Genomic DNA, 11,287 nt, shown 5'->3' with positions numbered 1-11,287 from the left:
AGGAGAGGGCAGAGCTATGGAAGAGCCGCGTCGCCTCGGCGGCCGGTACGAGCTGGGCTCAGTGCTCGGCCGTGGTGGCATGGCCGAGGTGTACCTCGCCCATGACACCCGGCTCGGCCGCACTGTCGCCGTGAAGACGCTGCGGGTGGACCTCGCCCGCGACCCGTCGTTCCAGGCCCGGTTCCGCCGAGAGGCCCAGTCGGCCGCCTCGCTCAACCACCCGTCGATCGTCGCCGTGTACGACACCGGCGAGGACTACGTCGACGGGGTCTCGATCCCGTACATCGTCATGGAGTACGTGGACGGCTCCACCCTGCGTGAGCTGCTGCACTCCGGACGCAAGCTGCTGCCCGAGCGCGCCATGGAGATGACGGTCGGCATCCTCCAGGCCCTGGAGTACAGCCACCGGGCCGGCATCGTGCACCGCGACATCAAGCCCGCCAACGTCATGCTCACCAGGACCGGCCAGGTCAAGGTCATGGACTTCGGCATCGCCCGCGCCATGGGCGACTCCGGTATGACCATGACGCAGACCGCGGCCGTGATCGGCACCGCGCAGTACCTCTCCCCCGAGCAGGCCAAGGGCGAGCAGGTCGACGCCCGCTCCGACCTGTACTCGACCGGCTGCCTGCTCTACGAACTGCTGACCGTACGGCCGCCCTTCGTCGGCGACTCCCCGGTCGCGGTGGCCTACCAGCACGTGCGCGAGGAGCCGCAGCCGCCGTCGGTGTACGACCCCGAGGTCACGCCCGCGATGGACGCGATCGTCCTCAAGGCGCTGACCAAGGACCCGAACTACCGCTACCAGTCGGCCGACGAGATGCGCGCCGACATCGAGGCGGCCCTCGACGGGCAGCCGGTGGCCGCCACGGCGGCGATGGGCTCGGTCGGCTACGGGTACGGCTACCCGGACAGCCAGGCCACCACGGCGATGCCGTCGCAGAACGACCAGCACACGTCCATGCTTCCGCCGCTGCGCGAGGAGGACGGCGGTTACGGCTACGACGACCGCCCGGACCGCCGCCGGCAGAAGAAGGGCGGCAACAACACCTCCACGGTGCTGCTGGTCGTCGCGGGCATCCTGGTCCTGGTCGGCGCGATCTTCCTGGGCAAGGCGCTGTTCAGCGGCAGCGGCGCCGCGGACAACGGCACCGTGCCGAATCTGGTCGGCGCGTCCCTCACCGACGCGCAGGCCAAGGCCACCAACGTCGATCTGAAGATCGTCCAGGGTCCGGCCGAGTTCTGCGACAGCATCGACAAGAACCTCGTCTGCAAGCAGACCCCGGCCGCCGACGCCGCGATCCCGGACGACAAGACGGTCACGGTCGTCCTGTCCAAGGGCCAGGCGCCGATCGAGGTCCCGGACGTCAAGAACGACAAGTACGACTCGGCGGCGAGCCAGCTCACCGCCAAGGGCTTCGAGGTCGACCGCAAGAACAAGACGACCACCACGGAAGACCCGGACACCGTCCTCGACCAGACCCCGAAGGCCGGTACGAAGCAGCCCAAGGGCACGACGATCACGCTGACCGTCGCGGTGGCCCCCGAGAAGAAGGCGCCCACCGACGTCAAGGGCGTCCCGTACGACAACGCGGTCGCCCAGCTCAAGGCGCAGGGCTTCACCAACATCACCCGCGCGCCGCAGGACGTCCCCTCGGACACGACCGCCAAGGGCAGCGTCACCGCCCAGACCCCGGACCCGGGCGCGGGCCCGATCGCCCTGGACACCTCGATCGTCCTGACGGTCTCGTCCGGCCCGCCGCAGACGCAGGACCCGCAGAAGCAGATGCCCGGGGATCTGGGTGGCAAGACCGTGGGTCAGGCAAAGGCCGAACTCGACGGGCTCGGCCTGAACCTCCAGGTCTCCGCGGTCGGTCCCGGCGGCAACCCGGTCGGCGACAACGCCATGGTCATCTCGGTCGACCCCGGAGCGGGCGCGCAGCTCTCCGAGGGCCAGCCGGTCAAGCTGATCGCCGTCGGCGGCAACGGCAACGGCGGGGGCGGCTGACCCCCCGGCAGTACGTGAAGGGGGGCGGCCCGCACACCTGGTGTGCGGGCCGCCCCCCTTTCACGTGTGTCGCCGTACGCGCCTACCGCAGCTCGGCCGGCGGGGTGCGGGCCGCGTCGACCTTCTCGGTGCGGACGAGTTCGCCCCAGACGATGTAGCGGTAGCGGGAGGTGTAGACGGGGGTGCAGGTCGTGAGGGTGATGTAGCGGCCCGGCGTGGTCTTGCCGGACTCCTTGGGGACCTGGTCGGTGACGGCGACGTTGTACTTCGAGGTCTGGTCGAGGATCTTGTAGACCTTGTAGACGTACCAGGTGTCCTTCGACTCGAAGACGACCGGGTCGCCGTCGTGGATCTTGTCGATGTTGTGGAACTTGGCGCCGTGGCCGTCGCGGTGGGCGGCGAGGGTGAAGTTGCCGGTCTTGGCGGTCGGCAGCGCGGCGGGGACGGGGTCGGTGTAGTAACCGGCGACGCCCTCGTTGAGGACCTTGGTCGAGGTGCCCTTCTTGACCAGCACCTCGTAGTCCTTGCCCATGGCGGGGACGTGCAGGAAGCCGATGCCGTCCTTGGTGTCGAGGCTCCCCGGTCCCGCGTCGGGCGTCCGGGCCCAGTCCTGCCGGACCTTGTCCGCCGCCTTGTGCTCATGGCGGTCGGCGAGGACGTTCGTCCACCACAGCGAGTAGGCGACGAACAGCGCGAGCACCAGGCCCGCGGTGATGAGGAGTTCGCCGATGACGCTGATGGTGGCCGCGATGGGCCCCCGGCCGCCGCGTTTGGTCGTGGTCACGCCGTTCCGTTCCTCAAGTTCCGCTTGGAGCATGGATCACTCCACCAGCGCGTCGGGCTTGCCCTTGCTGCGCGGCCGTTCCTCGGTCAGCTTTCCCCAGACGATCAACCGGTTGGTGCTGGTGAATTCGGGGGTGCAGGTGGTCAGCGTCAGATAGCGGCCGGGCCCGGTGAAGCCGGAGCCGGTCGGCACCGGCTTGATCACGCTGATGTTGGACGGCGGGGTGGACGCCAGCGAACTGGTGATCTCGTACGTGTAGTAGGTGTCCGCCGTCTCGACCACGACCTTGTCGCCGGGCACCAGGTGGTTGATGTAGCGGAACGGTTCACCGTGGGTGTTGCGGTGGGCGGCGACCGCGAAGTTGCCGGACTTGTCCCACGGCATCGCGGTGTTCAACACGCCGTCGTAGTGGCCGATCATGCCCTTGTCCAGCACATTGTGCTTCGAGACGCCCTGCGCGATGGGCGCCTTGACGTCCAGCTTGGGGATGTACATGATCGCGAAGCCCTGGCCGGGCGAGAAGGTGCCGGGGACCCGGTTCGGGTCGTCCTTCGTGGCGTCCCACTGGTGCTGGAGGTTGTTCGCGGCGCCGCTGGCCTGCTGGTGCGCGCGGACGTTGGTCCACCACAGCTGGTACGTGACGAACAGCAGCATCAGCACGCCGGTGGTGATGAACAGCTCACCGACGATACGGCTGACGACGACCGCCGGGCTCTCCTTGGCGGCCTTCGCGGCCCTGCGGGCCTCGACCCGGCTGAGCGGGACGGCTCCGGCGGGGGCCGCACCGGCCGCGCCACCGGGCGTACGGCCCCTGGCGCGGTGGCCGCCGTGTCCGGCGCCGCCGCGCTGCTGTGCCTGCGCCGCCTTCCGCCGCGCGGCCCGGCCGCCCTCGCCGTCGGGGCCGAGCACGGGACCCGGCGCCGGACCGGGCCCGGGACCCGCGGGCTCGGGGGCCGGTTCCGGGGCCGACTCCGTGGTGGGGAAGACGGATTCGAGTACGTCGTCCGCGGGCGGTTCGACGGCCGGCTGCTCGACCGGCCGTACGACGGGCCGCACGACCGTCGCCGTGCCGAGGTCCAGCTCCTCGTCCGCGGTGACGGGCCGGACCGGGGGCGGCGGAGGAGGCGGCGGGGCCGCCTGCGGCGGCTCCTCGGGGACGAACCAGGGCGCGGCCGGCTCGTCGAACACCGGCTCTTCGTAGGCCGGCTCGGGGAAGACCGGCTTCTCGTACGCCGGTTCCGGGAAGACCGGCTCGTCGAACACCGGCTTCTCGTACGCCGGTTCGTCGTAGGACGGCTCGGGAACCGCGGGGGGTCTTCCGGGGAGAGGGTCGTTCAGGGGGTCGTCGAGCTGCTCGACAACGGCTTTGAACTGCCCGGTGTCCTCATAGGACATCGGGCCGTCCGAGGGGCGCTCCGGGCGGAGCGTGGTCACGCCCCGGCCCTCCCCGCAGGACTCCCCGAACCTCCGGCGCCCCCCGCCGTACCGACCACGGGCGCCAGCCCCTCGGAGCGGCCGACGGCCCCCGGATCACCGCACTCGGCGAGCCAGTTGGCCAGCATCAGATGGCCCCACTCGGTGAGCACCGACTCCGGGTGGAACTGCACGCCCTCGACGGCCGCGTCCCGGTGCCGCAGCCCCATGATCACGCCGGACTCGGTCCACGCGGTGACCCGGAACTCCTCGGGCACGGTGTCGCGTTCGACGGCGAGCGAGTGGTAGCGGGTCGCGGTGAAGGGCGACGGCAGCCCGGCGAAGACGCCGGTCCCGTCGTGCGTCACCAGCGACGTCTTGCCGTGCAGCAGCTCCGGCGCGCGGTCCACGACCCCGCCGTACGCGACGGCCATCGACTGGAGGCCGAGGCACACGCCGAAGACCGGCACCCCGGTGTCCGCGCAGTGCCGCACCATGTCGACGCAGACGCCCGCCTCTTCCGGCGTGCCGGGGCCGGGCGAGAGCAGTACGCCGTCGAAACCGTCCTGCGCGTGCGCGGGCTTGACCTCGTCGTTGCGCCGCACCTCGCACTCGGCGCCGAGTTGGTAGAGGTACTGGACCAGGTTGAAGACGAAGGAGTCGTAGTTGTCCACCACGAGAATGCGTGCGCTCATCGGACAGCGGCCGTCCCCGTCTCGCGTACGACGGCCATCCCGTTGTCGACGGTGACCTCGTTGAACGGCAGCAGCGGCTCCGCCCACGGAAAGATGTACTGGAAGAGGAGGTAGACGACGGCCAGGGCGAGCACGAGCGAGATCAGAGCCCTCACCCACGCGTTACCCGGCAGATGCCGCCAGATCCAGCCGTACATGCGCTGCCTTCCTTCCTCTTCCCCGGAACAGAGTAAAGGGAGATCGGCGTGATAGGGGGCCCGGCTGGACAAAGGCTTCGGCATGCGTTCGCCAATGCTTCGGCCGGGGACGCCCGCCGCTCACGACGCCGGCTCCGCGTAGTGCAGGTCGGTCGAGCCCGAGTAACCGGGCAGCGTCGTCCGCTTCTGCGCGCCGACCTTCCAGCCGAGGCCGTACGCGTTCACGTACTGGAGGTAGTTCTGGATGGCCGGGCTGTCGTTGAGCGCCTTGCGCAGTTTGGCCTGGTCGCCGACGGCGGTGATGCGGTACGGCGGGGAGTAGACGCGGCCCTGGAGGATCAGGGTGTTGCCGACGCAGCGCACCGCGCTGGTGGAGATCAGCCGCTGGTCCATGACGCGGATGCCCTGGGCGCCGCCCTGCCACAGCGCGTTGACCACGGCCTGGAGGTCCTGCTGGTGGATGACCAGGTCGTTGGGCTGCGGGTCGGGGACGCCGGGGACCAGCGCGGTCGCGTTCGGCGGGGCGTCGTTGAGCGTCACGTCGATCGCGGGGCCGGTCAGCTTGCCGGTGCCCGCCGCCTTGTCGAGGGCGTCGAGCCTGGCCCGCTCGGCGGGGCTGACGCCGTCGCCCTGCCGGGTCAGCCGGTCCACGTCCTTGCGCACCCCGGAGAGCTGGTCCTCCAGCTGCTGATTACGGGTGTTCTTGGTACGTACGGTGTCGGACAGCTTCGGCAGCGGGTCGTCGCTGCGGATGTCGACGCCCTTGGCGGTGTTGAAGCTGGTCCAGAAGATCAGTCCGGCGAGCGCGAAGACTCCCGCACTCATGGTCCGCAGCGCTACGGTGCGGTGGGCAGGACGGGAGGAGGGGGTGGGGGATACCCCGTCTGAATCCGTCACCGTACCCTGTCTCCTTATAACCCGAGGAAGCACTACGCTAACGGACGCCCGGAAGCGGTAGTGACCCTTACCAGGCCCAGAACCCGCCCGGCTTACCCCGCACACCCGCGCGGTTACGCAGCGCATCGACAGGAGCGTCCCTCGTGCCGAAGTCACGGATCCGCAAGAAGGCCGATTTCACGCCGCCACCGGCGAAGACGGCCACCGCCATAAAGTTCAACACCAACCGCAACTGGGTCGCGCCGCTCATGCTGGCGTTCTTCATCGTCGGTCTGGCGTGGATCGTGCTGTTCTACGTGACGCAGGGCAGTCTGCCCGTCGAAGCGTTCGGCAACTGGAACATCGTGGTCGGTTTCGGCTTCATCGCGGGTGGGTTCGTCGTGTCCACCCAGTGGAAGTAGCCGTCCCCAGCGGGGTGCCGGGGGCCGCGTCGGCGTGCTGCCGGACGTTTGTCCACACGGTTATCCACAGTGGGGAAAAGGTCGGAAGATCTGTGGATAACCTCTACGAGGTTGACGCCGGTACGACCGGTGGCCAGGACGTCGGCCACCGGTCTTTCGCTGATCTTGGGCTTGTGCGGGCGTGAAACACGGTCTTCCGGCGACTTGTGCACAACTTGCGAAGACCCGCCTACACGCTGTGGATAACGTGTGATCAACGCCAATGGACACGGGTCCACGGCCGCGAATCCGTCCCTCAGGACGTGACCTGCGCCACAGCGATCACGCTGAGCGCGATCGAGACCACCAGGACCGCCGCCGTGGTCCCCCACTGCACCAGATCGCGGCGCTCGCGCGGCGCGTAGGCCATCCCTATGGCGATCGCGGTGCCCGCCACCAGTCCGCCGATGTGGCCCTGCCAGCTCACGTCGGCCCAGGTGAAGGTGAACACGATGTTGAGCGCCAGCAGGATCAGCACCGGCCGCATGTCGTAGCGCATCCGCCGCATGAAGACGGCCGTCGCGCCGAACAGGCCGTAGACCGCGCCCGAGGCGCCCAGGGTGAGCGACGACGGGGCGAGCAGCAGCACCAGCGCGCTGCCGCCGAGCGCGGAGACCAGGTAGAGCGCGAGATAGCGGGCCCGGCCGAGCATCCGCTCCAGCGGGGCGCCGATCCACCACAGCGACAGCATGTTGAAGCCGATGTGCAGGACCGCCTGGTGCAGGAACGCCGAGGTGATGAGGCGGTACCACTGGTCGGGGCCCTGGGCGACGCCGATGCAGCCGTGCTGTCCGAACGGGTCGTTGCCGCAGACCGCGTACAGCCCGAGGTCGTAGACCAGCCGGTCGCCGACCGCCTGGACCAGCAGGAACACCGCGATGTTCAGGCCGATGAGGATCTTGGTGATCAGGAACGGGTCGGCCGCGACCGTGCCGCCGGCGACCGTACGCGGCGCCGCCGTGTGCCGGCTGGACTCGTTGACGCAGTCCGGGCACTGGAAGCCGACCGACGCGTTGACCATGCACTCGGGGCAGATCGGCCGGTCGCACCGGGTGCAGCGAATACCGGTCTCCCGGTCCGGGTGCCGGTAGCAGCAGACCGCCTGGTCCATGAGCCTTCTCCCTGAATGAAGCGCCTCGCGATGCGGCGCGGAGGCGCTGAGACGCCCCGCCCACTCCTACGTGCGGGCGGGGCGCGATGTTCCCGAAGACGTTCCCCTGAGACGTTCCCCGAAGGTGCTTCCGAAGGGTACGGGATACGGGCCGCGGGGCGGCGGGCCGCGTCAGCGCTTCTCGATCACGACCGTCTCGATGATGACGTCGTCCAGCGGCCGGTCGGTGCGCGGGTTGGTCGGCGCGCCGATGATCGACCCGACGACCTTCTTGCTGGCCTCGTCCGCGACCTCGCCGAAGATGGTGTGCTTACGGGTCAGCCAGGTGGTCGGCGCGACCGTGATGAAGAACTGCGAGCCGTTGGTGGCCGGGCCCGAGTTGGCCATCGCCAGCAGATAGGGCTTGTCGAAGGCCAGGTCGGGGTGGAATTCGTCGGCGAACTCGTAGCCGGGACCACCGGTACCGTTCCCCAGCGGATCGCCGCCCTGCATCATGAAACCGGAAATGACGCGGTGGAAGACGGTGCCGTCGTAGAGCTTGGCCGTGGAAGGCCGGCCGGTACGGGGGTCGGTCCACTCGCGGGTGCCCTCGGCGAGCCCGACGAAGTTGTCCACCGTCTTGGGCGCGTGGTTCGGCAGCAGCCGGATCACGATGTCGCCGTGGTTGGTCCTCAGGGTGGCGTAGAGCTGCTCGGCCACGGTCTACCTTCCATAGTCTTCGCTGACAGGGACAAATCCTTTCACGGACGCGGTGGCGCGCGCGGGGTTCCCCGAGGGTCCGTGGCAAGGGAGCCGGCGGCGCGTCCCGAAGGCCCTCCCGGACACCGGGACGGACCGCTCGGAACGGGTACCTGACCCGTATGCGCGTCCACACATGCCGGACCCGCCATCGACAGGCATGATTTCAAACTGGGTGGAAAGGCGAAAACCGTACGCCACCGAGGAGGAGGATCCCGTGACCCGCATCGACAGCGTGCGCCACGCAGCCGACGTGACCAAGGACAGCGTGCGGCATGCCGCGGAGGTGGCGGCGCCGTACGCGAGCACGGCTAAGGACAACGCCGCGTACTACGCGCAGCAGGCCGGCGCACTGGCCAGGCAGCAGTACGACGCCCATCTCGCCGACCGGGTCGACCAGGCCCGCGAACAGGCGAAGTCGGCCGTGCCGCCGAAGGCCGCCGACGCGCTCGGCACCGCCGCCAAGCGGACCCGCCGCGGCGCGCGGGCCGCCGCCGACTACACCGCGCCAAAGGTGCGGGCGGCGGCCGACTACACCGCGCCCAAGGTGGAGTCCGCCGTGACCGCGACCCGCTCGGTCGCCGGTCCGGCCAAGGACGAGGCGGTGCTGCGCGGTGCCGCCGCGCTGCACGCCCTGCGCGGCCAGGTGACCGCGGCCGAGATCGACGGGCTGGTCCGCAGGCGGGTGCGCCGCGAGCGCACCGGCCGGGTCTTCCGCGGGCTCGTCGTCGCCGGTCTCGTCGGCGGTGCGGCCTTCGCCGCCTGGAAGTGGTGGTCGAAGCAGACCAACCCGGACTGGCTGGTGGAGCCGCCCGAGGCGACCGACGTCGCCGACCGCGGTCCCGTGAACAGCAGCGGCACCCTCACCGTCGTCGAGCCGGTCGGCCACCCCAACGGGTCCTCGCCGAACGGCACGATCGACCAGGTCGACGGCTCCCTCGAGGCCGATGGCCTCGACCCCGAGGTCGAGGCCAAGCAGGCCGACGCCGACCGCCCCGACGACGAGGGCCGGGGCGGCACCTACCCCTAACCGCCGACGAGGGACGAATCGCGCGATCAGCCGTGACGTGTGTGGCACGTCACGGCTGATCGCGCCGTGGCGCGGGTGAGAACCGTCCCCAGCGGGGCGGTTGCTGTTGTTTTCGGGCTGAAAGCCCGGCGGGGGCTGAGCGCGCAGTTTCCCCGCGCCCCTTCTGGGCTCGTACCCGCCGTGCGCACAAGTGCGCCGTCGTCAGACGGCAGGGGCGGGCTGGGGGGCCTGCTCCGCGGGGGCTTCGGGGACGTCGAGCACGGCGGGGACCCCGCGGAGGGCGAACAGGGCGGCGACGGCACCGGCCAGCATCAGCGCGGCGGCGATGTAGAGGGTGCCGTGCAACCCGTCGGTGAAGGCCGCCTTGGCGGCGGCGACGACCTGCCGCCCGGTGGCGCCGGGCAGGGCGGCGCCGGTCTCGACGCCGGAGGTGACGGATTCGCGCGCGGTGGCGGCCCGGTCGGGGGAGAGCCCGGCGGGCAGGGTGAGGCCGTTGCGGTAGAAGGCGCTGAGGACCGACCCGAGGATGGCGATACCGAGGGCGCCGCCGAGCTCCATGGCGGTCTCGGAAATGGCGGCGGCCGTACCGGTCTTGGTCCTGGGCACGCTGGCCAGCAGGGTGTCGGCGGTGACCGAGAAGACGAAGATCAGTCCTGCGCCGTTGACGACGAGCGCCGGAAGCAGCAGCCAGTAGCTGGTGTCGGCGCCGATCAGCCCGAACGCGGCGGTGCTCAGCGCCATGAGCAGCAGGCCGAACGAGACGGTACGGGCCCGGCCGATCCTCGGGATCAGCAGCGCGGACAGCGGCGCGGCGAAGGCGGCGGACAGCGGTCCCGGCAGCAGCGCGAGCCCCGCGGTCAGCGGCGACCACCCGCGTACCACCTGGAAGTACAGGGAGAAGCCGAGGGACAGGGTGGTGGCGGTGAACAGCGTCACGACGTTGGAGCCGACGGCCCCCGCGAAGGCGGGGTTGCGGAAGAACCTCAGGTCGAGCAGCGGTTCGGCGAGGGTGGTCTGGCGGCGCAGGAAGAGGACGAGGGCGGCGAGGCCGACGGCCGCCGAGATCCAGACGGCGTGGTCGTCGACGCCGTCGCGTGCGGCGGCCTTGATCGCGTAGATCACGCCGAAGAGCCCGGCGATCGACAGCGGCACGCTCGGCCAGTCCAGCCGTCCCGGGTGCGGATTGCGGGACTCGGGGAGCAGGACGGCGCCCGCGACGAGGACGGCGGCCATCACGGGGACGTTGATCAGGAAGACCGAGCCCCACCAGAAGTGGTCGAGCAGCGCGCCGCCGACGACCGGGCCGAGCGCGAAGCTGGCCGCGCCGATGCCGCTGCTGATGCCGATCGCGGTGGTCCGCTCCTTGGGGTCGTCGAAGACGCTGCGGACCAGCGACAGGGTCGACGGCATGATCGTGGCCCCGGCCAGGCCGAGCAGCGCGCGGGAGGCGATCAGCATGCCGGGGCCGTCGGCGTAGGCGGTGAGCGCGGAGGCGGCGCCGAAGCCCGCGACGCCCAGCAGCAGGAGCTTCTTGCGGCCGATCCGGTCGCCGACGTTGCCCGCCACGATCAGCAGGCCGCCGAGGACGAAGCCGTAGATGTCCACGATCCACAGGAGCTGCGTGGAGGACGGGCCCAGCTCGCGGGACAGGGACGGGATCGCGTAGTTGAGGACGCTGTTGTCGATGCCCAGCAGCGCGGCGGCCACGCAGCAGATGGCCAGGACGGCCCAGCGCCGCCGGTGCGCCTGTTCGGCGGCGCTCCCGCCGCCCCTCACGTCGTCGTTCGGTGTCGTCGTCATGGCAAGCAGCGTGCGGCGGCCCGCTGACGGCCGGCGCACCGTCGGCTGACAGGGCCGGTGCGCGATCCGGTCAGCGGGCGGTCGGAGCTGGGCCGGGGCGCGGGTCCCAGGACGGGAGCCGCACGCGGCAGGCGGTCGGAGAGCGTCAGGGGCGCGGGGCTCGGGCCCAGTCTC

Annotated in this window: 11 protein-coding genes; 3 read left to right on the top strand and 8 right to left on the bottom strand. The window is 70.6% G+C overall.

Features of this window, described 5'->3' with window-relative positions; all coding sequences use genetic code 11:
- Positions 1-16: 16 nt before the first annotated feature.
- On the top strand, positions 17-2,008 hold the full coding sequence (gene pknB, locus ACIP4Z_RS06525) for a Stk1 family PASTA domain-containing Ser/Thr kinase (protein ID WP_391158751.1): 1,992 nt from the start codon (positions 17-19) through the stop codon (positions 2,006-2,008).
- A gap of 82 nt (positions 2,009-2,090) precedes the next feature.
- Here the strand turns inward: pknB and ACIP4Z_RS06520 are convergent, their stop codons facing one another.
- The 5 genes from ACIP4Z_RS06520 to ACIP4Z_RS06500 all read right to left on the bottom strand — a co-directional run bounded on the left by ACIP4Z_RS06520 (position 2,091) and on the right by ACIP4Z_RS06500 (position 5,922).
- On the bottom strand, positions 2,091-2,792 hold the full coding sequence (locus ACIP4Z_RS06520) for a class E sortase (protein ID WP_391041969.1): 702 nt from the start codon (positions 2,790-2,792) through the stop codon (positions 2,091-2,093).
- Positions 2,793-2,828: 36 nt separating this feature from the next.
- The gene (locus tag ACIP4Z_RS06515; protein ID WP_401305499.1) at positions 2,829-4,226 is read right to left on the bottom strand and encodes a class E sortase; all 1,398 of its coding nucleotides are present in this window, start codon (positions 4,224-4,226) and stop codon (positions 2,829-2,831) included.
- Positions 4,223-4,900: an aminodeoxychorismate/anthranilate synthase component II gene (locus ACIP4Z_RS06510; RefSeq protein ID WP_391041973.1), complete on the bottom strand. Its 678-nt coding sequence runs from the start codon at positions 4,898-4,900 to the stop codon at positions 4,223-4,225. The genes ACIP4Z_RS06515 and ACIP4Z_RS06510 overlap by 4 nt, the downstream gene beginning before the upstream one ends.
- Positions 4,897-5,097, bottom strand: a complete 201-nt coding sequence (locus ACIP4Z_RS06505) for a hypothetical protein (protein ID WP_355336696.1) — start codon at positions 5,095-5,097, stop codon at positions 4,897-4,899. Before ACIP4Z_RS06505 ends, ACIP4Z_RS06510 begins: the two co-directional genes overlap by 4 nt.
- A 120-nt stretch (positions 5,098-5,217) precedes the next feature.
- The gene (locus ACIP4Z_RS06500; RefSeq protein ID WP_355336695.1) at positions 5,218-5,922 is read right to left on the bottom strand and encodes a DUF881 domain-containing protein; all 705 of its coding nucleotides are present in this window, start codon (positions 5,920-5,922) and stop codon (positions 5,218-5,220) included.
- Between the two features lie 215 nt (positions 5,923-6,137).
- Here ACIP4Z_RS06500 and crgA point away from each other — a divergent pair, with 215 nt between their 5' ends.
- On the top strand, positions 6,138-6,395 hold the full coding sequence (gene crgA / locus ACIP4Z_RS06495; protein WP_188281586.1) for a cell division protein CrgA: 258 nt from the start codon (positions 6,138-6,140) through the stop codon (positions 6,393-6,395).
- Positions 6,396-6,690: 295 nt separating this feature from the next.
- Here the strand turns inward: crgA and ACIP4Z_RS06490 are convergent, their stop codons facing one another.
- Entirely contained in the window at positions 6,691-7,545 is an 855-nt protein-coding gene (locus ACIP4Z_RS06490) for a rhomboid family intramembrane serine protease (RefSeq protein WP_355336694.1), read from the bottom strand.
- Positions 7,546-7,716: 171 nt separating this feature from the next.
- Positions 7,717-8,244, bottom strand: a complete 528-nt coding sequence (locus ACIP4Z_RS06485; RefSeq protein ID WP_355336693.1) for a peptidylprolyl isomerase — start codon at positions 8,242-8,244, stop codon at positions 7,717-7,719.
- 256 nt (positions 8,245-8,500) lie between these two features.
- Here ACIP4Z_RS06485 and ACIP4Z_RS06480 point away from each other — a divergent pair, with 256 nt between their 5' ends.
- Positions 8,501-9,313, top strand: coding sequence for a DUF5324 family protein (locus ACIP4Z_RS06480; RefSeq protein ID WP_355336692.1), 813 nt, complete (start codon positions 8,501-8,503; stop codon positions 9,311-9,313).
- Between the two features lie 201 nt (positions 9,314-9,514).
- On the opposite strand, the gene ACIP4Z_RS06475 is transcribed toward ACIP4Z_RS06480, so the two are convergent.
- On the bottom strand, positions 9,515-11,113 hold the full coding sequence (locus ACIP4Z_RS06475) for an MFS transporter (protein ID WP_401305495.1): 1,599 nt from the start codon (positions 11,111-11,113) through the stop codon (positions 9,515-9,517).
- Between the last annotated feature and the right edge of the window lie 174 nt (positions 11,114-11,287).

Origin of the sequence: Streptomyces sp. NPDC088910, assembly GCF_044749865.1 — a bacterium.
GTDB lineage: Bacteria > Actinomycetota > Actinomycetes > Streptomycetales > Streptomycetaceae > Actinacidiphila.
Note: the sequence above shows the minus strand (reverse complement) of the source record. Positions and strands in the feature narration are given on the sequence as shown.

Bases quoted from the DNA above. Each gene is read 5' to 3' on its own strand.
- ACIP4Z_RS06505 (WP_355336696.1), bottom strand. From the start codon at position 5,097: ATGTACGGCTGGATCTGGCGGCATCTGCCGGGTAACGCGTGGGTGAGG.
- ACIP4Z_RS06490 (WP_355336694.1), bottom strand. From the start codon at position 7,545: ATGGACCAGGCGGTCTGCTGCTACCGGCACCCGGACCGGGAGACCGGT.
- ACIP4Z_RS06510 (WP_391041973.1), bottom strand. From the start codon at position 4,900: ATGAGCGCACGCATTCTCGTGGTGGACAACTACGACTCCTTCGTCTTC.
- ACIP4Z_RS06475 (WP_401305495.1), bottom strand. From the start codon at position 11,113: ATGACGACGACACCGAACGACGACGTGAGGGGCGGCGGGAGCGCCGCC.
- pknB (WP_391158751.1), top strand. From the start codon at position 17: ATGGAAGAGCCGCGTCGCCTCGGCGGCCGGTACGAGCTGGGCTCAGTG.
- ACIP4Z_RS06500 (WP_355336695.1), bottom strand. From the start codon at position 5,922: ATGAGTGCGGGAGTCTTCGCGCTCGCCGGACTGATCTTCTGGACCAGC.